Consider the following 20,643-nt stretch of genomic DNA (forward strand, 5'->3'; position numbering starts at 1 on the left):
ATATAATATGAATAAGTTTAAAAAAGAAGCACAAGCAATTTATGAATTAATAAAAATCAGTAATCCAATTATTATTCATCGTCATATTAATCCTGATGGAGATGCTTTGGGTTCACAATGAGGATTAAAAAAAATTATTGAAGATAATTTTCAAAATAAAAAAGTACTTGTTCCAGGCGAAACAAATGAACATATGGCATCATTATTTCCACAACCAACTTTTGTTAAAAAAGAAGATTATGAAAATGCACTAGTAATAGTCACTGATACAGCTAATCGCGAACGAATTAGTGGTCAATTTTGAGAAAAAGGAAAAAAGATAATTAAAATTGATCATCATCCAATTGTTGATAAATATGGTGATATTGATTTAATTGAAGAAAAGACTTCTGCTGCTTGCCAAGTAGTGGCAAAATGAGCACAAGTATTGAATTTAAAAGTTTCTGCTTTAGCAGCTAGAAATTTATTTCTTGGTTTAGTTACCGATTCTGGTAGATTTTTGTATCGCTCTGTTAATGAAGAAACTTTTCAGGTTGCTAGTTTTTTAGTTAAACAAAATTTTAATTTATTAGACTTATATCAAAGTTTATATATTCAAAGTTTAAAAATCGCAAGATTGAAAGGATATATATTATCAAATTTTAAAATTACTGATAATGGTGTTGCTTATATAATATTTAACGATAAAATAATTACTGACTTACAAACAAAAATTATTAGTCAAAATAAAATATTAAATATTAAAGGCGAAGTTGTTTTAACTAGAGAAGATTTAACTAGCCAAGTTAATGTAATGTCAAATATTGATGGTATTAAAATTTGATTAATTGCTGCTTATGATCAAATGAATAGTAAAATTAAAGTTAGTGTTCGTAGTGCAAGATGAATAATTAATGATGCTATTGCAAAGTTTGGTGGTGGTGGTCATCAGACAGCAGCTGGTGCATATTTACAAAATATTAATGAAGTTGAAAAATTGATTGATAGTTTAGAAAAAATTGCTAGTAAATCACCAGAATTAACAAACAATTAAAATTAGAGATGGAGTTGGATATAAATGTATAGTCGTTATAATGAGGGATGAATTGAAGTAATTACTGGTTGTATGTTTGCTGGAAAAACCGAAGAGTTTATGCGACGTATAAATCGTTTACAGTATGCTAAACGCAAAGTGCTAGTTTTTAAACCCAAGGTTGATATTCGTTATGATGCTAAAAAAGTAGTAAGTCATAAAGGAGTATCTATCACAGCGATAGTAATTGATGATCCAATGCAAATATTAAAACATGTAGATAAAGAAATAGAAGCAGTTGCAATTGATGAAGTACAATTTTTTAAACCATCAATTATTGAAGTGATTAAAACATTAGCAAATCAAAATAAGCAAGTTATTGTTGCGGGTTTAGATCAAGATTTTCGTGGTGAACCATTTCCTGTTACTAAAGAATTATTAGCTTTAGCAGAATTTGTAACTAAATTAGATGCTGTTTGTGTAAAATGTGGTAAAGCAGCAACAAGAACACAACGTATTATTAATGGCCGGGAAGCTAGATATGATGATGAAATTATTTTAATTGGTGCGCAAGAACAATATGAAGCTCGATGTCGTAGTCATCATCGTGTCTTAACAAATAATCAGAATAGATAAATCAGGTGTGATATTATGAATGAAAAAACATTAGAACAGTTAATGCAACTTACTAAAAAATATAGTGAAATTGAAAAGCAATTAGAAAATCCCGAATTAATTCCTCGTGATAAATACACTGAATTAACAAAAGAACATAGTAGATTAGAACCAATTATTGAACAATATTGAAAATATGAAAAAATTAACAAAGAAATTATTGAAGCAAAAAAGGCATTAGCAACCGAACAGGATCAAGAACTTTGTGAAATGCTTAAAACAGATATTAAAGCAAATGAAATTGAATTAGAAAAAGCAGAAAATGAATTAAAACTAACACTAATTCCTAAAGATATAAATGATGATAAAAATGTTATTATTGAAATTAGAGGAGCTGTTGGTGGCGATGAAGCAAATATTTTTGCTGGTGATTTATATCGTATGTATAGTAAGTATTGTGAAATTCAACGATGAAAAATTGAAACTATTGAAGCAAAAGAAGCAATAAATGGTGGATTTAGTTATATTGCTTTTATGATTAAAGGTAAACATGTATTTGCTAAATTAAAGTTTGAAGCTGGTGGACATCGTGTTCAGAGAGTTCCAAAAACCGAATCACAAGGACGAGTTCATACTTCAATTGCAACGGTTGCTGTATTGCCAGAAGTTAATGAAGTTGAAATTAAAATAAATAATTCTGATTTAAGAATTGATACTTATCGTTCTAGTGGTGCTGGTGGTCAACATGTTAATACTACCGATTCAGCAATTAGAATTACTCATATTCCAACAGGTGTTGTTGTAACTTCACAGGACGGACGAAGTCAACATGATAATAAAGATAAAGCAATGCGGGTATTAAGAGCTAAGCTTTATGAAAAAAAAGTTGAAGAAGAACAGGGAAGAATTGGTAATTTAAGAAAAACAGCTGTTGGTAGTGGTGATCGTTCAGAAAAAATTAGAACATACAATTATCCACAAAATAGAGTAACCGATCATCGAATTGGATTATCTTTATTAAAGTTAGATCGTATTATGGAAGGTAATATTGATGAAATTATTATTGCTTTAATTAGTAGTGAACAAAAAGAAAAATTAGAAAATATTGATGAAAATATTATAGTATTAAAGTAAAAAAGGAAGAAATTATTATGGATTTTAAGATTTTAGACTTTAGAACAAAAATTTTGTTTTTAATATCAGTTATTTTTTTATATGCGGCATTAGGAACGTTTATTACATTAACTTTTAGTAGTGGTATTATTCACATTTTATTTTTAGTTTTAACATTATGATTTGCTAATGCATCTAGTTTAATTTTTCATTATTTATTATGAAAAAATTTAGAATTTTTACGAAATATTAATGGTAATAATATTAATAATTTTGGTTTTATTATTAGTATTTGTAGTTACATTATTCTTTTTCCAATTATTTGTTTATTAACAATTAGTTTTTTATTTATTTTTAGTATTATTGTTTTAATTCTCGTTGTTAATAATTTAATAAAAAAAACTTCAAGAAATAATAATTCATCTGTTAATTTTCAATAAAATATTTATTTTTGGAGTATAAATTAATGACTTATAGAGATTATCTTTTATTAGCAAAAAAAATTAATAAAAAAAATGAACAAATTAATAAGATAATTTTATTAAAGTTTATTAATAAAGATTTATCTTGATTATATGCAAATCTTAGTCAAACAATAGCAATAGATTTTTTAGAATCATATTTACAACTAGTTAAAAAATTTGTTGCTGGCTATCCTTTACAATATATTATTGGTTATCAATGATTTCTTGATCATAAGTTTGTTGTTGATAATAGAGTATTAATTCCTCGTAATGAAACCGAAGAACTAGTTAAAAATGTTTTTGTCTATGCGCAAAACATTTTTAATAATGATAATTTAAAAGTATTAGATTTAGGGACAGGCAGTGGTGCTATTGCTATTAGTTTAGCGTTAAAGAAACCTAATTGAAATATAGTAGCAAGTGATATTAGCAAAGATGCATTAACTATTGCTAAGATTAATAATGATAATTTTAACCTAAAAAATATTAATTTTGTTGAAAGCGATATATTTACAAATCTTAAAAATCATAAATTTAATATTATTGTTTCAAATCCACCATATATTGATGAGACAGCAAATACTTTTTCAAAACATAATTTACAATATGAACCAAAATTAGCTTTATTTGCTGATCATAAAGGATTATATTTTTATGAAGTAATTTTTCAACAATGTCATGCAGTTTTAGAAAAATCTTTTTTATTAGCATTTGAATTTGGTTTTGATCAAAAAGAAGCACTAACTATTCTTATTAAAAAGTATTTACCACAATATAATTACAAATTTATTAAAGATATTAATAATAAATGAAGAATGCTATTTATTTGGCAAGCATTATAACATATGCTGAATTATACTTGTAAGTGCAAGTATAATTCAGCATATAAATATTAATCTATATTAAATTAAGATGTTTATTAAACCATTAATGAATGATTTTCCAATCTTTAATTAGTAATTTTAAGGTTTATTTTAAATTACAAATATCATTTATAAGTTTTTTATTCATTATTTTGAAACAACTATTATATTTAAAATAATAGGTGTATAATTTAGTTAAAATTTATAGTGGTGTTTTCATGATAACTTTACAGCAAAATAAAATTAAAGAAATTAGTCAAATCATTGCTAATGGCGAAGTGCTTGCTTTACCAACAGATACAATTTATGGTCTTGTTTGTAAATTTAATGATGACAAAGCTATTAATAAAATTTATCAAATAAAAAAACGTGATTATACTAAAGAACTGCCAATTTTAGTTGCTAGTTGAAAACAAGCTAAAAGCATTGGTATAATTAGCGATCAATTACAGTCATTTTTAATAAATAATTTTAGTGCTGGTAAAGTTACTGTTATAGTTTTAAAACAACCTAGTTTAAACACATCATATTGAATAAATAAAAAGACAATAGCAATTAGAGTTAGTTCTTCACATTTTATTCAAAAATTAATTAAATTAACAGGGCCTTTAGTAGCTACAAGTTGTAATTTAAGTAATGAACAACCAATTAACGATTATCATAATATAAACTTGCCTAACTTAAGGTATAGAGTAGCAGGTGAGATTTTAACAAATAAACCATCAACTATTTTTAATAGTTTTAATGATAAAATTATTAGATAATAATTAGATAACAGTATTAAAAAAGGAGATAATACTATGAATTGATGAATAATTTTAATTATTATTGCATTCAAAACAATATTGATTTTATTAATTGCACTAATTTTATTAATTAAAAAAAATAAACAAAAGAAAATATTAAAAATTACTAAAGATATAAATACTTTATATAAATACTTAAAATTAAAAAAAATAAATACTAAAGAATTACCAGTTTCAATAGAAAAAATTAAAGAAGATATTTATTATAGTGACAAAGTCATTTTGGGAAAGTATGAAGTTCTTAATAAGATTTCTGGCCAAAATATTCTTTTAAAAACTGAATATAGTGATGCCAAAAAATTATTTTTACGTTATAAAATTAAAGACATTAATCTTATCAAATCATCAGATTTTATACCTTTAAATCAAATAGACTTGTTAATTTCACGAAATAATCTTTATTTTATTGATTCTTTTGAACTACAAATAATACCATTAGTTAATGTTAAAAGTATTACATTTTTTTGAGAAAAAAATAATTATATAAAAAATAAACAAAAATATATTGGTATTGAAATTAATTTTCAAAATAAACATTTATTTTTTCTTTTTAATAAATATGAAGAAGCAATTAGTTTTGCTGTTCATGTTATTAGTTTATAACAATTATTATTTAATAATTAAAAATTTTGCTTTTTTTGTGAAAATGATATAATTATACAAAATATATTATTAGGAGCAAAATTATGGCAAAAAAAAACTTTAAATTTAATACTTGAAAGTTTATTCAATTTACTGGCTTTTTTTTAATTACTTTAGGAATTATATTTTCTTTTTCTTCTTTTAAAGTTAGCCTATTGTTATATTTTGGTTTAGTATCAGTATTAATAGGTTCTATTAATATTTTAATTTACTATATTTTTATTGGAACAAATAGTTATAAAAAATATTCAAGAAAACAAAATAATAATAAGTTAATAATCAAAAATAATTAAGAAATATAAAGTTAAAACTAAGAAGATTAGTTTTTTTTCGAGAGAATAATAGGTGAAAAACTATGAGAAAAATATTAAAAGTATTTAAAACGATGTTTTTAACGAGCATTATTTCTTTATCACTTATTGCATGTGATAAGGTAAATGAAGCAAATCAAAAATATGTTGATATTAGTAATATTAATATGGAAGTTACTAATGCTCCTGTTGAATTAAATAAAGATATTTATAATACAGCTTTAATTAAATTTAAAACTAAAGTACAAACTGAAATTAATAAATTAGTTCCAGAAGGAAAAAAACCAGAAAATGGAACCGATTATAAAATAACAATTGTTAATCATAATGATATGTATGCTAAAATTGATAAATTTGAATCACTTGCTGTTAATGTATCTGCTTCAAATAATAGTAATTTTTTAAAAGGTAGTTTTAATGCTTGTGTAAAATTAGTATCAAAAGCTAAAGACATTAGTAATCTTAATATTGATAAGCAAGAAGAAAAAATTAAAATTAATACCACTACTTTTGGTGAAGCAATTGCTTTACGTTGTTTATCATTAATTGAAAGTAAAATTAATGCTATTGTTGCAACAGCAAAACAAAATAGTGACTATATTGTTAATGTAGAAGGTCATACTTTATCAGAATCTATTAAAACATTTGATGATGTTCATATTAATGTTAATACTATTGAAGATGATTATCATTTTTTATTACATGGTAGTTTTAGTTTTGTCTTAGCTTTTGTTAAAGATTAATTTATATTATTTTGGGTAATAAAAAAGAAAACTTGATTTTCATTATTATCATGCTAAATTGTAAAGGTAAGTGCAACTAAATTATTTTTCTATCCAAATATTCGATTGGTGAAAGATAATTTAATATTTTTCTCGGTCTTTGATTTAAAGACAATATAAATTTATGAACTTCATTTTTATTAGTTTTTGAAAAAATAAATTTTTTAGGAAATTTTTCTCTAATTAAACCATTAGTATTTTCATTAGTACCTCTTTGTCAAGGTGAATATGGATTGGCAAAATAAATTTTTACATCTAAATTTTTTTCAAGTTGTTGTCAATTTGAAAATTCTTTGCCACGATCAAAAGTAATAGTTTTAACAATGTTTTTAGGAAGAATTGATAAATAATAACTGACATTTTTATTAATAACTTTAGTAGTTCTGTTTTTAACTAATATTGCTAAAGTAAATCGTGATACTCTTTCAACTAAAGTTATTAAACATGATTTGCTTTTGCCTCTTGATGATACTATAGTATCTCCTTCTCAATGACCAAGTGTTATACGATCATTAACATTTATATCTCGTTCTTTAATTGATTTACCATTAAACTTGCCACGATTTTCTTTAGATTTTCGTTTTTTACCTTTTCTTCTTAAATTTTTACTAGTAACTTTATCAAGCATTCCAAAATAAATTCAAGTATAAATTGTTTTAAAACTAATAACTCACTCTTTATGAAAATTTTTAATTCTGCCATAAATTTGTTCAGGTGATCAACCTAATAGTAATTTTTGTTGTACATATTTTACTAAATTCTTATTTTTAAACTTATGAAAACTAATATGTGATTGTTTTCGATTTTCAGCTTTATTTTGTGCAATTAATGAAAAATAATGATTATTATCTTTATTTCTATTAATTTCTCGAATAATAGTACTAATACTTCGATTAAAATTTTTAGCTATTTCACTAATTTTAAATTTAAATTTCAATTGATTCTCAATATAAATCCTTTCATCTATGCCAAGATGTTTATAACTCATATAAAAACTCCTTACTTTTTTCTAAACTAAATTTAGCATTATGAAATTTTTATATGAGAATTTTTTGCAATTTTATTTACTTGCACTTACAAGTATAATTCAGCTCATAAAAATAAAGTAGTATAGTATGGGGTAAGCATGTCAGAAGTAGAAAAATTATTAACAATGAATTATGAAAATGTTTGTAATTTTTTAAAAAATAAATATGGATGTATTTCAAAAAATTATTTTTCAGATGCAACAATGTCTAAGAAATCACAAGGAATAACAAGGGGAAAAGAAGGTTTATATATTCATCATATTGATGAAGATAAAGCAATTTTGTTATCTACTCCCAAATGAGCTCAAAAGTCACCATTTGCATATCAATATGCTGATCGATTAGTTTATTGTAATTTACTAGAACATTTGGTTTTGCATATTAAAATTTTTGAATATCCTCATCCAAATAAACATAATTTTATGGAAGTTGATGTTGGTGGAATTTATGCTTTTATTGTTCCTGAATTAAATGATATTTATAGTGGTATTCAATATAAACAACCATGAAAACAGAAAGTTACTGAAGTTGTTTTACCATTAAAAGGAGATTATTTTAAATGTATTAAAAAATTAGTAGAACTTGGGTTTTCTTATCCTTTGCTTACTTCTTTTAATCATCAATTTGGTACATGAAATAATAGAAATAATAATAGGTTATATGAAGAAATGAAAAAAATGGGTGTTAAACAGTAACTTTTTTTTATTGTTATTTAATCATAAATAAAAAATGTTAGTAAATTACCAACATTTATTTTTATTAAGTTTATGAAAAAGTTAATTGACAATGATTTTGATTAATTATTGGTAATTGTTCACCATTAATACTTGTTATATCGTTATTTCTTAATAATGGAGTTCTTTCAGATATTTGTTGTTCGTTATTACTTTCAACATTAATATCAGAAATATTTGTTGGAAAACATTTATCATAAATATTTGAAATGGAAGTGCTAATTCCATATCCTAGTTTAGAACCTAAAAATGCTCCAATAAAAGTTGAATCTGTTATACTAACCATTATTCCAAAGAGTGCCATTCCTGCTTCTGGATCATATAAAGCTTCCTTATTTTTTGAAATTAAATCATAATAAAAATAACTTATGCCACTTAGCGCTGCACTACCACCTAATATTCCACCTGTATATGTAAAGTATTTTTGAATTTTTTTCATTTTTTCTCCTTTCAAAATAAAAAAACTATTTATTTTAAAATTGCTGAATTATACTTGTAAGTGCAAGTAAATAAAATTGCAAAAAATTCTCATATAAAAATTTCATAATGCTAAATTTAGTTTAGAAAAAAGTAAGGAGTTTTTATATGAGTTATAAACATCTTGGCATAGATGAAAGGATTTATATTGAGAATCAATTGAAATTTAAATTTAAAATTAGTGAAATAGCTAAAAATCTTAATCGAAGTATTAGTACTATTATTCGAGAAATTAATAGAAATAAAGATAATAATCATTATTTTTCATTAATTGCACAAAATAAAGCTGAAAATCGAAAATAATCACATATTAGTTTTCATAAGTTTAAAAATAAGAATTTAGTAAAATATGTACAACAAAAATTACTATTAGGTTGATCACCTGAACAAATTTATGGCAGAATTAAAAATTTTAATAAAGAGTGAGTTATTAGTTTTAAAACAATTTATACTTGAATTTATTTTGGAATGCTTGATAAAGTTACTAGTAAAAATTTAAGAAGAAAAGGTAAAAAACGAAAATCTAAAGAAAATCGTGGAAGTTTAATGGTAAATCAATTAAAGAATGAGATATAAATGTTAATGATCGTATAACACTTGGTCATTGGAAAGGAGATACTATAGTATCATCAAGAGGCAAAAGCAAATCATGTTTAATAACTTTAGTTGAAAGAGTATCACGATTTACTTTAGCAATATTAGTTAAAAACAGAACTACTAAAGTTATTAATAAAAATGTCAGTTATTATTTATCAATTCTTCCTAAAAACATTGTTAAAACTATTACTTTTGATCGTGGCAAAGAATTTTCAAATTGACAACAACTTGAAAAAAATTTAGATGTAAAAATTTATTTTGCCAATCCATATTCACCTTGACAAAGAGGTACTAATGAAAATACTAATGATTTAATTAGAGAAAAATTTCCTAAAAAATTTATTTTTTCAAAAACTAATAAAAATGAAGTTCATAAATTTATATTGTCTTTAAATCAAAGACCGAGAAAAATATTAAATTATCTTTCACCAATCGAATATTTGGATAGAAAAATAATTTAGTTGCACTTACCTTTACAATTTAGCAATTAAAATAATAGTTTAAAAACTTGTATGAAGTTTTATCTTTTAATTTTAACATAAGATTTTTTTTGATAAAAATAAGACAAAAATTACTATTAATAGTTTATTATAAATATATAATTTTCTATATCAATAAAAGAAATTTATTGAATTTATATTTTAGATTATATTTTTTTAAAATAAAAACAAAGTTATTAAAATAAAATTTATAAATTATATTTTTATTTAGTTAATTTTGAACTATAAGAATGTTATTAACAATTAAAAAAATAATTTTTGAATAAATCTTTTATCTTTTTTCGTTATTTTTATTGTTATTTTATTGATTTATAAATTAAAAGGCGTAAAATTTCATATTAGTATATATTTTAAATTATTGAAAATATACGCATTAAAGATAAAGGAGTGTTTTTAGTGGAAAGTAGTAAAAATCTGTTTATTGTTAATCATCCTTTAATACAAGATAAATTAACAAGAATTAGAAATCACTTAACTCAAAAAAAAGATTTCAAAGAGAATTTAAGCGAAATTGCAACGTTAATGGCTTATGAAGTATTTAAAGATATTCCTCTTGATGAAATTGAAGTTGAAACACCCATTACTAAAGTTATTGGTAAAACATTAACCAAGACAATCATTCTTTCTCCGATTTTAAGAGCAGGATTAGGGATGACAAATGGATTTGAGTATGTAGTACCTAATGCAATTATTAGTCATGTTGGTCTTTATCGTGATGAAGAAACTTTAAAACCACAAAAATATTTTTTTAAATATCCCAAAAATATTAAAAATATAAGTGATGCATTAGTATTTATCTTAGATCCAATGCTTGCTACTGGTGGTACTGCTGATGCTGCTATTAAAGAATTAAAAAAAGTAGGTTTTAAAAATATTACTTTAGTTTCCATTGTAGGAGCACCAGTAGCTATTAAGAAAATTAATCATAATCATCCTGATGTTAAGATTTTTTTAGCAGCGTTGGATAAAGAATTAAATGATGATGGTTATATTGTACCTGGATTGGGTGATGCTGGTGATCGAATTTTTGGAACTAAATAAATATTTTAATGAAAAAAATTAGAAATAACCTTTTTCTTTCAATACTTTTTACAATGTTATGCTATTGATTATTAATTAATGTAGGATTAATTATAACTGTTATAATTAATACAAACCATTGGTTATTAATTGCTGGATTTAATATTGGTTTTATAGGAAGTATGATTGGGTTATGCTTTTTATATTTATCGTCAAAATGATTAACCAGCGGAATACATTTAAAACAAACCTTAGCATATTTTGGATTCTTATTAAGAATGTTAATTTATGGTTCAATTATAGTTTTGAATATTTTCTTTAACTTTGCTAATATTTTTACTATAATTGCCGGAATGTCAATATTAATGGTTGCTACTATTACTGCAACATTATGTGTATATCAAAAAAATAACTTAAAAGAAGGAATTTAAATGGAAACTTTAGCTGGATTGGAAAGTTGGAATTATTTACAAATTATGCCACAATTGGTAACAATTTTGATAACAACAGTCTTTATCAGTGTTATTAGTTATATTTATTATTATAAAATAAAACGAATGAAGCCTGATGAAGATCCAAGAGGTATTGTTTTAGTTGTTGAATTAATAATTAAATCAGTTGAAAAAATTGTTGTTGATGTTCTTGGTGTAAAGTATAAAAACCTGACAGTTTATTTGTTATATGTAATGGGTTATATTTTAATTGGTAATTGATTATCGATTATTGGTCTTGAACCACAGTCATCAATGTATACTGTTACTTTATCAATGGCATTAGTTACTTTTATTGGAATATATTATATTGCTATTAAATTTCAGAAACTTTTATTTTTTAAAAAATTTATTATTAACCCTCTAGAATTAATTACTCAATTTGCACCTTTGATTTCTTTATCTTTTCGTTTATTTGGTAATATTTTAGGTGGAAGTATTATTTTGGCAATGCTTTATGGGGTAACTGCTAATATTTGAAGTAATATCCCAATTATTGGTCAGATGAATTTATTAATTGGTGTAATTGGACCATTCTTACATATTTATTTTGATTTATTTGCTGGAAGTATTCAAGCCTTAATTTTTGGCATCTTAACTCTTGTTTATTGGAAGTTACAAATGGAGGAAGGAAGTTCTCATAAGGGAGAACTTACTATTAAATTACCAAAAAAACTTCGTAAACAACAAGCAATAAATCATGAAGAAGAAATTTATACCGAACGTTCAATTATGGAAAAAAAATAAAATACAAAAAGGAGAATTTATTTATTATGGAATTATTAACAACAGTAATGACACATGTCTTTCATTTTTTTAATCATTTAGCAGCTGATCCTAATGGATTGATGAATTTAAAGTTTGTTGGAGCTGGAATTTCAACTATTTCTTGTGCAGGAAGTGGAATTGGTCAAGGTTTTGCTGCTGGTAAAGCTGTTGAAGCGGTTGCTCGTAATCCTGAAGTAGAATCTAAAATTAGAACACAATTTATTATTGGTGCAGCTATTGCCGAATCAGGTGCTATTTATGGATTAGTTGTTTCTCTGATTTTAATATTTGTAGCATAAGGTATTAAAAAATATTAAAAAGTAGGTGATTTTATGAATTTTAATTTCAATGATTTAGTATCAGGTGATGATATTATTAATCAATTATTTCCCAATCTTCCTGTTTTTATTGCTCATATTTTTGCAACATTAATTTTATTAATGGTACTTTGAAGATGAGTTTATGCTCCGTTTCGTAAGGCTTTACATTCGCGACATTTAGTAATTAAAGAAAAACTTGATGATGCTGCTTGCAAGCAATCATTAGCTAATCAAGATCGTGGTGAAGCTAGTCAAATATTAAAAGCTGCTAAAATTGAAGCTCAGGAAATTATTGCTAATGCACAAAATGATGGTTACAATAAGCGTAAACAAATTATTGATAAAGCGCAAGAAGAGAGTATGCGTATTACTAATCAATCAAATCGTGATTTAGTTCGTGCTCGTAAAGAGGCAGAAGCAAAGATTAACGAAGAAATCAAAGTAGTAGCATTAGAAGTAGCTAAAAAAATTATTGGTGCTGAAATGAATGCTAAAAAACATGAACAATTAATTACTGATTTTATTAAGAATTTGGAATAGTGGTGAAGTTAAATGATAGATGAAGGATTAGCTAATCAATGAAGTAATGGTCTTTTTCAATTAGCAAGAGAAATAAAAAAAATTACTCAATTTGCTGAAGAAAGTAATAAATTAATTGATATTTTTACTACTTATCCAGAATTTATTGATATTACTAGTAGTAGTAATATAACTATTGAAACACGTAAACAAATTATTAGTGAAACTTTTAAAAATCATATTGAACCATATATGTTAAATTTTTTCTTTTTGTTGATTGATGAACATCATTTCCAGTCTGTTCGTTTCATTTTAAAAGAATTTCGCAAATTATGTAATGAATATCAAGATGTAAACTATGGCATTATTTATTCAGTAATAGAACTTTCAAACCAACAAATAAATCAAATAAAATTGAAAATTGAGAAAGTCATTAAACATAAGATTAAAGTCGTTAACAAGATTGATAAATCATTAATTGGCGGTATTAAAGTTAAAGTACGGAATCAAGTTTTTGATGGTTCCGTTAAAGGTCAAATTGATCAATTAAAACAAGAATTATTAAGTCATGAATAGAGGTAAAACAAATGTCCTTAAATGTTAATCAAATTTCAGAAATTATAAAAAGCCAAATTAAAAATTATGGTAAAAAAATTAGTGCTAATGAGGAAGGCATTGTTGTTACTGTCGGTGATGGAATTGCGCTAATTCATGGTTTAGATAAGGCTGTTAATGGTGAATTAGTATTTTTTCCTAAAAGTAATATTTATGGTATGGTTTTGAGTTTAGAAGAAACTGCTGTTGGTGTTACTTTAATGGGGGATGACACAGGTATCAAAGAAGGAGATATTGTTAGTAGAACAGGTAATGTTGTTGAAACACCAGTTGGTAATATGCTTTTAGGAAGAGTTGTTAATGCACTAGGGCAAAAGATTGATGGTAAAGGTCCAATTAAAACTACGAAAACTAGACCGATTGAAAGAATAGCGCTGGGTGTGATGACTAGAAAATCTGTATCAGAACCTTTAGCAACAGGATTATTATCAATTGATGCAATGATTCCGATTGGCAAAGGTCAAAGAGAGTTAATAATTGGTGATCGTCAAACTGGAAAAACAACGATTGCTATTGATACTATTATTAATCAAAAGGGTAAAAATGTCTTTTGTGTTTATGTTGCTATTGGTCAAAAAGCTTCAACTGTTGCTCAAATTGTTGATAAATTAACACAACTAGGGGCAATGGAGTATACAACTATTGTTGCTGCTACTGCTAGTGAAGTTGCTCCTTTGCAATATATTGCTCCTTATACAGGAGTAACTATTGCCGAAGAATGAATGGAAGAAGGTAAAGATGTCTTAATTGTTTATGATGATTTGAGTAAACATGCAGTGGCCTATCGTGCTATTTCCTTATTATTAAGAAGACCACCAGGAAGAGAAGCTTATCCAGGAGATGTTTTTTATCTTCATTCACGTTTATTAGAGCGTGCAGCTAAATTAAATGAAAAACATGGTGGTGGGAGTATTACTGCCTTACCTATTATTGAAACACAAGCCGGTGATATTTCTGCATATATTCCTACTAATGTTATTTCAATTACTGATGGTCAAATTTTTTTAATGTCAGAATTATTTAATGCCGGAATTCGTCCAGCAGTTGATGTAGGTTTATCAGTTTCACGGGTAGGTTCATCAGCACAAATTAAAGCAATAAAACAAGCAGGTGGAACATTAAAATTAGAATTAGCACAATTTCGTGAATTACAAGCTTTTTCACAATTTGGTTCTGATTTAGATGAAAATACTAGAGCTGTTATTGAACATGGTAAACGTGCCATTGAAATTTTAAAACAAAAACAAAATGAACCATTAAATCAAATTGATCAAGCAATTATTTTATTAGCAATTAAAAATAAGGCAATTAAATGATTACCAGTAGAAATGATGGATTTTTTTAAAAAGGAAGTAATAACTTATTTTCAAAAACAACAACGAAAAAGTTATTTAAAGTTACAGCAAGATCAAGCATTTAGTGAAGAGTTACAAGTGAGCATTAGTCAAGGCATTATGCAGGTTGTTTATAATTTGACTAATAAGCTAAATGACTATAATCCTAAAATATATGGTAGTCTTGAAGAATGGGAAACACTAATTAAAACATTCAAATAATGTATTAGGAAGGTAAGGTGAAATATCATGGCTCAAAGCATGGAACAAATTAGACAAAAAATTAAATCTGTTAATACTAGTTATAAAATTACTAAAGCAATGCAACTAGTATCAACAGCTAAATTAAAAAAAGTAGGTAAAAGAATTGAGATGATTAAACCTTATTATTCTGAAGTTTATGATACATTCAATCAACTAATACCTAAATTAAGTAATTCAATTTATTTAAAAACAAAGGATCAAGTTATTAATAAAACAATATGAGTTGTTTTTAATTCTAATTTAGGATTATGTGGTGGTTTTAATAATAATTTAAATAAATTAGTACTAGAACAATATCAACCACAAGATGAAATAGTTGTTATTGGTAGTAAAGGAGTTTCATACTTTACTAATCATCATTGTAAAATTATGCAATCTTATACTGAAATTAACATTCAATCATCATATAATGAGTCGCAAGAGATATCTTTGTTGTTACTTTCTAAGTTTAATAATAAAGAAACTGATGCTATTAAAATTGCATATACAAAATATGTAAATACGGTAACAACAATTCCAACAATTATTGATTTATTACCAATTGTTTCTATTAAAACTAATCAAGAAAGTAATTTAATTCAAACTGATTTTGAACCAGACGCTAATACTGTTATTAATAGTGCTATTCCTTTATATGTTGGTGCCATTGTTTATGGTGCATTAGTAGAATCACAAGTGTCAGAGCAAGCATTACGAAGATTAGCAATGGAAAATGCTTCAAATAATGCCAAAGAAATGAAAGATAAATTATTAGTAAGTTATAATCGTGCCCGTCAAGGTGCTATTACCCAAGAAATTTCAGAAATTATTGGTGGCGCTGATGCCCAATCATCATAATAAAGGAGTAAACTAAAATGAAAAATGCAACTAGTAAAAAATCTATAACAATTAAAGAAAAAAATGTTAGTGATAAAAATTCTTTAAAAAAAGATAACACTAAAGTTATTGCTAAAGTAAAAGCAAAAGTGACTAAAAAAGTAGTTAATAGCAAAGAAAGTGTTAAAACTAGTAAACAATTACCAACTAAACGAAATATTGGAAAAATTGTTCAAATTTCAGGTCCAGTTATTGATATTCGTTTTAATGATAATAGTTTACCTAATTTAAATAATGCTATTAGTATTGATAATAATGGTCAAAAATTAATTGTTGAAGTTGCAAAACATATTGGTGATGATAGTGTTCGTTGTATTTCAATGGGTCCAACTGAAGGATTACTACGTGGTCTTGAAGCAGTTGATTTAGGAATACCAATTAGTGTTCCTGTTGGTGAAGAAGTTTTGGGTAGACTTTTTAATGTATTGGGTGAAGTCATTGATGATGGTAAAGAACTTAAAACTAAATTAAAATATCCTATTCATCGTACACCTCCTAGTTTTGATGAATTACAATCAAAATCTGAAATTTTAGAAACAGGAATTAAAGTTATTGATTTATTAGCACCTTATGCTAAAGGTGGAAAAATTGGTTTATTCGGTGGAGCTGGAGTTGGTAAAACAGTTTTAATTCAAGAATTAATTAATAACATAGCTAAAGAACATGGTGGTATTTCTGTCTTTTCAGGAGTTGGCGAAAGAACACGTGAGGGTAATGATTTATATTATGAAATGCAAGAGTCAGGTGTTATTAGTAAAACTGCTTTAGTGTTTGGTCAAATGTCAGAACCACCAGGTGCTAGAATGCGTGTTGCATTAACTGGTTTAACAATTGCTGAATACTTCCGTGATGAAAAACAACAAGATGTATTATTATTTATTGATAATATATTTCGTTTTACACAAGCTGGTAGTGAAGTATCAGCTTTATTAGGAAGAATGCCTTCAGCAGTAGGGTACCAACCAACATTATCGACAGAAATGGGTGCTTTACAAGAACGTATTGTATCAACAACACGTGGTTCTATTACATCTGTACAAGCAGTATATGTACCAGCTGATGATTTAACTGATCCAGCTCCTGCGACAACATTTACTCACTTGGATGCCAAAATTGTTTTAGATCGTAATATTGCTGCTTTAGGGCTTTATCCTGCTGTTCATCCTTTACAATCTTCATCAAGAATGTTAGATCCTGCTATTGTTGGTCAGGAGCATTATGATGTTGCGCAAAGAGTTATTGAAACAATTCAACGTTTTTCTGAATTAGAACCAATCATTGGTATTTTAGGAATGGATGAGTTGAGTGAAGAAGATAAAAAAATAGTAGCTAGAGGAAGAAGAATTCGTAATTTTTGTTCACAACCATTTCATGTTGCTGAAAAATTTTCGGGTTTAAATGGTATTTATATTCCGATTAGTAAAACTGTTAATAGTTTTAAACAAATTTTAGATGGTGAATGTGATGATTTACCAGAGCAAGCCTTTTTATATGTAGGAACTATTGAACAAGCAATTGAAAAGGCAAAGAAATTGAGATAATTGAAGGTGATAGTATGGCATTAAATCTTAAAATTATTACTCCTGATGGTATTTTTTTCGATGGAGAAGTACAGTGAGTTAATGTTAAAACAACTGAAGGCTATGTTGGTATTCTTGAATGGCATACACCTTTGATTGCTAATATTCAAATATCGAAAATGTCATTTAAAATTAAACAAAAAATTCGTAATTTAACGATTTCTGGTGGACTTTTGGTAACTGATTTACATATGGTTCGTATTATTAGTGATAAAGTTGAATATACATCAATTTTAAAAGAGCAAGAAACAAAGGTATTTGATGAGCGTATTAAAAGGATTAGTGGAGGTTAATAAATATGCATGATTCACATTTAATAAAATGAATAATTGAAATAAGTATTTATCTTTTTAGTTTTATTGCTAGCGGATTTGCTGTAAAAGCAATTCCTTTTAATAAATTTCTTGATCATAAAAGAATAAAAGAATCATGAATTTTATATATGTTAACAACTTTAGTTTTTACTTATTGTATTGGTACGTTAATTATTAAATTTATTGGTTTAGATATTTGGTTTAATTTAAATTAATACTTAAAATTAAAAAAATAAAAATAGTAAGTGTTTTAAAATACTTACTATTTTTTTAATTACAATATATTATTAAAATTTATAGTAGTTATTGATAATACCTATATATATTATAAAATTTCTCCGAAATTACTATTATAGTAGTAAAAAAATCGTTTTTATTTATTTTATTGTTGTTTTTACTATTATATATATATATATATATATATATATATAATATTTTTATCTGTATAGAACAATATAGAATGGAGGTAAGAAAATGAGTAAATTTTTTCATAGTAAACAAACAACTCCTGAGGATAAGAAAAATCCTAGTTTTACTTTTAAAGGAACTTTTAATAAATTAGGTGGCAAAATGTTTGGTAAAATGCAAAACTTATCAAGAGCCATTGTTTTACCAATAGCCACATTACCAATAGCTGGCTTATTGTTAGGAATTGGTGGTGGAGTTGCTAGTGCTTTAAAGCAATTACCTAATCATGATAGTCTTGTTGGTATTATTAATATTTTTTCAATTATGCAATCATCTGGAAACGTTGTTTTTGCTAATTTAGGATTGATTTTTGCTATTTCTATTGCTTTTGGTTTTGCAAAAGCTAGTAAAGGTGTAGCTGCTCTTTCTGGATTTATTACTTTTATTGTTATGACTTCAGTTATTAGTGGCATGTTTTTTTGAAATCCTAAAACAGGAATGTTGGGATTTGATCCATGAGGTTTAGGTGAAGGTGCAAAGATTACTCCAGAAAGTGGTAAATCTTCTGGTTTATTTTCTTCTGTCTTAGGATTATTTCCTACGTTTGATACTTCAGTTTTAGGTGGCATTCTTGTTGGTTGATTAGTATCAGTTGTTCATAATCATTCATACAATATTCGTATGCCAAGAGTATTAGCTTTTTTTGGTGGTGAACGTTTTGTGCCAATTTTAGCTGTTTTTGTTGGAATAGGAATGGGATTAGCTTTTTTCTTTATTTGACCAATGTTATTAATTGCTTTTAGAGAAATTGGTAATGGCTTAGCAGCTGGTATGAATACAGGTCAACTTACTGATGGACAGTTAACTGGTGATAATTTTCATCCAACAGTTGGTGGAGCATTTATTGCAATGTTTTTTGGAATTACTGAACGTTTATTAATACCAACAGGATTGCATCACGTTCAATATGCACCTTTCTGATATACTGGAATTGGTGGTACGTGAACTAATGGATCTGACACATTTGTAGGAGCGTACAATATTTTCTTTGGACAATTTGCTTCTAATGCAGTAGGACACATGAATCAAACACCAGGAACAATGTTTATGAGTGGGCGATTTGCATATATGCAATATGGTTATCCATTTGCAGCGCTTGCTATGTGAATGTTAGCACGACCAGAAAATAAAAAAATGGTTGGTGGTATTTTAGGATCTGCTGCTCTAACTTCTTTCTTAACAGGAGTTACAGAACCATTGTTGTTTTCATTCTTATTTGTAGCACCATTATGTTTTGTTTTCCATGCATTTATGGCAGGAATTAGTTTTATGATGGCGTATTTATTAAATATAGTTGTTGGTCAAGGTTTTGCTGCTGGATTTATTGACTTTTCTTTCTTTGGAATATTACCAAGTATTCTTGGTAAAGAAACAGGCTTCTATTGAGTATTTGCTACTGGATTAATTATGGCACCTGCTTATTTCTTTGGGTTCTATTACATTATTAAGTGAAGAAATTACAAAACTTTAGGTCGTGAAGAAGGAGAATTAGCAACCAACTTAGCTTTACAAAGTGTTGAAAGTTCTTTAGATAAGTCTTCAAAAAAAGGTAGAACAAAAGTAGAAAATTTATTACTTGGACTTGGTGGAACATTAAATATTATTGATGTTAACGCTAAAGATAAAGTATTAGTTGTAACTTTAAAAGATGCAAATATTTATTCAAAAGCTTTATTAAGATTAAGTGGAACTAAAAATATTAAAGTAATTGCCAATAAAGTTGAAATTACTTATCTTGATGGTGCAGAGTCTATTCATAAAACTTTACAAGCAGAAATGACAAAGAAACAAACATTAACACCTGATACTAATAAAGATAAAAATAATGATATGTTAGAAAATATTTTTAAAGGTCTTGGTGGACGAAGTAATGTTAAATTATTAGACAATTGTGCTACAAGATTGCGTGTTACAGTTTTTGATGAAACTAAAGTTGATGATAATATTTTAAAATTAACTGGTGCAGTTGGTATCTTTAAAAAAGGTACAGCTATTCAAGTAATTTATGGGCCACAAGTAGGTAATATTAAAAATGATTTATTAAAAACTTGAACTCCAAAATAAACTATTACTAAAAGCTGAATTATACTTGTAAGTGCAAGTAAATAAAATTGCAAAAAATTCTCATAT

The 20,643-nt window shown here is 25.9% G+C and carries 26 protein-coding genes; 24 read left to right on the forward strand and 2 right to left on the reverse strand.

What is annotated here, in order from left to right; genetic code table 4:
• Positions 1 to 7: 7 nt before the first annotated feature.
• The 9 genes from AACK95_RS00250 to AACK95_RS00290 all read left to right on the forward strand — a co-directional run bounded on the left by AACK95_RS00250 (position 8) and on the right by AACK95_RS00290 (position 6,569).
• A complete protein-coding gene (locus tag AACK95_RS00250) occupies positions 8 to 1,033 on the forward strand; it encodes a bifunctional oligoribonuclease/PAP phosphatase NrnA (RefSeq protein WP_338980279.1) in 1,026 nt (341 codons plus the stop codon).
• A gap of 24 nt (positions 1,034 to 1,057) precedes the next feature.
• The gene (locus tag AACK95_RS00255; protein ID WP_281749194.1) at positions 1,058 to 1,648 is read left to right on the forward strand and encodes a thymidine kinase; all 591 of its coding nucleotides are present in this window, start codon (positions 1,058 to 1,060) and stop codon (positions 1,646 to 1,648) included.
• Between the two features lie 15 nt (positions 1,649 to 1,663).
• Positions 1,664 to 2,761 carry a peptide chain release factor 1 gene (gene prfA, locus AACK95_RS00260; RefSeq protein ID WP_338980281.1) on the forward strand — a complete coding sequence of 366 codons (1,098 nt, stop codon included), beginning with the start codon at positions 1,664 to 1,666 and terminating at the stop codon, positions 2,759 to 2,761.
• A gap of 17 nt (positions 2,762 to 2,778) precedes the next feature.
• Positions 2,779 to 3,180, forward strand: coding sequence for a hypothetical protein (locus tag AACK95_RS00265; RefSeq protein ID WP_338980282.1), 402 nt, complete (start codon positions 2,779 to 2,781; stop codon positions 3,178 to 3,180).
• Between the two features lie 26 nt (positions 3,181 to 3,206).
• Positions 3,207 to 4,046: a peptide chain release factor N(5)-glutamine methyltransferase gene (prmC, locus tag AACK95_RS00270; protein ID WP_338980284.1), complete on the forward strand. Its 840-nt coding sequence runs from the start codon at positions 3,207 to 3,209 to the stop codon at positions 4,044 to 4,046.
• Positions 4,047 to 4,285: 239 nt separating this feature from the next.
• A complete protein-coding gene (locus AACK95_RS00275) occupies positions 4,286 to 4,831 on the forward strand; it encodes an L-threonylcarbamoyladenylate synthase (RefSeq protein WP_338980286.1) in 546 nt (181 codons plus the stop codon).
• 36 nt (positions 4,832 to 4,867) lie between these two features.
• Positions 4,868 to 5,476, forward strand: a complete 609-nt coding sequence (locus AACK95_RS00280; RefSeq protein WP_338980288.1) for a hypothetical protein — start codon at positions 4,868 to 4,870, stop codon at positions 5,474 to 5,476.
• 83 nt (positions 5,477 to 5,559) lie between these two features.
• Complete coding sequence (locus tag AACK95_RS00285) at positions 5,560 to 5,808, forward strand: hypothetical protein (protein WP_338980290.1); 249 nt, start codon at positions 5,560 to 5,562, stop codon at positions 5,806 to 5,808.
• A gap of 62 nt (positions 5,809 to 5,870) precedes the next feature.
• A complete protein-coding gene (locus AACK95_RS00290; RefSeq protein WP_338980292.1) occupies positions 5,871 to 6,569 on the forward strand; it encodes a hypothetical protein in 699 nt (232 codons plus the stop codon).
• 76 nt (positions 6,570 to 6,645) lie between these two features.
• Here the strand turns inward: AACK95_RS00290 and AACK95_RS00295 are convergent, their stop codons facing one another.
• Positions 6,646 to 7,596, reverse strand: a complete 951-nt coding sequence (locus AACK95_RS00295; protein ID WP_338980293.1) for an IS30 family transposase — start codon at positions 7,594 to 7,596, stop codon at positions 6,646 to 6,648.
• A 138-nt stretch (positions 7,597 to 7,734) separates the two neighbouring features.
• On the opposite strand from AACK95_RS00295, the gene AACK95_RS00300 reads away from it, so the two are divergent.
• The gene (locus AACK95_RS00300) at positions 7,735 to 8,331 is read left to right on the forward strand and encodes a hypothetical protein (RefSeq protein ID WP_338980294.1); all 597 of its coding nucleotides are present in this window, start codon (positions 7,735 to 7,737) and stop codon (positions 8,329 to 8,331) included.
• A gap of 70 nt (positions 8,332 to 8,401) precedes the next feature.
• Here the strand turns inward: AACK95_RS00300 and AACK95_RS00305 are convergent, their stop codons facing one another.
• Complete coding sequence (locus AACK95_RS00305; protein ID WP_338980295.1) at positions 8,402 to 8,809, reverse strand: hypothetical protein; 408 nt, start codon at positions 8,807 to 8,809, stop codon at positions 8,402 to 8,404.
• Between the two features lie 146 nt (positions 8,810 to 8,955).
• On the opposite strand from AACK95_RS00305, the gene AACK95_RS00310 reads away from it, so the two are divergent.
• The 14 genes from AACK95_RS00310 to AACK95_RS00370 all read left to right on the forward strand — a co-directional run bounded on the left by AACK95_RS00310 (position 8,956) and on the right by AACK95_RS00370 (position 20,577).
• The gene (locus AACK95_RS00310; RefSeq protein ID WP_338979555.1) at positions 8,956 to 9,150 is read left to right on the forward strand and encodes a helix-turn-helix domain-containing protein; all 195 of its coding nucleotides are present in this window, start codon (positions 8,956 to 8,958) and stop codon (positions 9,148 to 9,150) included.
• A gap of 269 nt (positions 9,151 to 9,419) precedes the next feature.
• On the forward strand, positions 9,420 to 9,905 hold the full coding sequence (locus AACK95_RS07085) for an IS30 family transposase (RefSeq protein WP_422397148.1): 486 nt from the start codon (positions 9,420 to 9,422) through the stop codon (positions 9,903 to 9,905).
• 435 nt (positions 9,906 to 10,340) lie between these two features.
• The gene (upp, locus tag AACK95_RS00315; protein ID WP_308699596.1) at positions 10,341 to 10,985 is read left to right on the forward strand and encodes a uracil phosphoribosyltransferase; all 645 of its coding nucleotides are present in this window, start codon (positions 10,341 to 10,343) and stop codon (positions 10,983 to 10,985) included.
• 284 nt (positions 10,986 to 11,269) lie between these two features.
• A complete protein-coding gene (locus AACK95_RS00320; RefSeq protein ID WP_338980297.1) occupies positions 11,270 to 11,395 on the forward strand; it encodes a hypothetical protein in 126 nt (41 codons plus the stop codon).
• A complete protein-coding gene (locus tag AACK95_RS00325) occupies positions 11,396 to 12,202 on the forward strand; it encodes a F0F1 ATP synthase subunit A (protein ID WP_338980299.1) in 807 nt (268 codons plus the stop codon). It abuts the gene before it with no gap.
• A gap of 101 nt (positions 12,203 to 12,303) precedes the next feature.
• Positions 12,304 to 12,522 (forward strand): ATP synthase F0 subunit C, encoded by a 219-nt coding sequence (atpE, locus tag AACK95_RS00330; protein WP_422397149.1) that lies wholly within the window; start codon positions 12,304 to 12,306, stop codon positions 12,520 to 12,522.
• Between the two features lie 33 nt (positions 12,523 to 12,555).
• Positions 12,556 to 13,083: a F0F1 ATP synthase subunit B gene (gene atpF / locus AACK95_RS00335; RefSeq protein ID WP_338980302.1), complete on the forward strand. Its 528-nt coding sequence runs from the start codon at positions 12,556 to 12,558 to the stop codon at positions 13,081 to 13,083.
• 12 nt (positions 13,084 to 13,095) lie between these two features.
• The gene (locus AACK95_RS00340) at positions 13,096 to 13,638 is read left to right on the forward strand and encodes a F0F1 ATP synthase subunit delta (RefSeq protein WP_338980303.1); all 543 of its coding nucleotides are present in this window, start codon (positions 13,096 to 13,098) and stop codon (positions 13,636 to 13,638) included.
• An 11-nt stretch (positions 13,639 to 13,649) separates the two neighbouring features.
• Positions 13,650 to 15,233, forward strand: a complete 1,584-nt coding sequence (gene atpA, locus AACK95_RS00345) for a F0F1 ATP synthase subunit alpha (protein ID WP_338980304.1) — start codon at positions 13,650 to 13,652, stop codon at positions 15,231 to 15,233.
• A gap of 27 nt (positions 15,234 to 15,260) precedes the next feature.
• Complete coding sequence (atpG, locus tag AACK95_RS00350; RefSeq protein WP_338958301.1) at positions 15,261 to 16,112, forward strand: ATP synthase F1 subunit gamma; 852 nt, start codon at positions 15,261 to 15,263, stop codon at positions 16,110 to 16,112.
• 17 nt (positions 16,113 to 16,129) lie between these two features.
• On the forward strand, positions 16,130 to 17,692 hold the full coding sequence (gene atpD, locus AACK95_RS00355) for a F0F1 ATP synthase subunit beta (protein WP_338980306.1): 1,563 nt from the start codon (positions 16,130 to 16,132) through the stop codon (positions 17,690 to 17,692).
• Positions 17,693 to 17,706: 14 nt separating this feature from the next.
• On the forward strand, positions 17,707 to 18,024 hold the full coding sequence (locus tag AACK95_RS00360) for a F0F1 ATP synthase subunit epsilon (protein WP_338980308.1): 318 nt from the start codon (positions 17,707 to 17,709) through the stop codon (positions 18,022 to 18,024).
• Between the two features lie 5 nt (positions 18,025 to 18,029).
• A complete protein-coding gene (locus AACK95_RS00365) occupies positions 18,030 to 18,260 on the forward strand; it encodes a hypothetical protein (protein ID WP_174480957.1) in 231 nt (76 codons plus the stop codon).
• A 259-nt stretch (positions 18,261 to 18,519) separates the two neighbouring features.
• Positions 18,520 to 20,577, forward strand: coding sequence for a PTS transporter subunit EIIC (locus AACK95_RS00370; protein ID WP_338980310.1), 2,058 nt, complete (start codon positions 18,520 to 18,522; stop codon positions 20,575 to 20,577).
• Positions 20,578 to 20,643 lie beyond the last annotated feature (66 nt).

This window comes from Spiroplasma endosymbiont of Lasioglossum malachurum (assembly GCF_964020065.1).
Classification (GTDB): Bacteria; Bacillota_I; Bacilli_A; order Mycoplasmatales; family VBWQ01; genus Spiroplasma_E.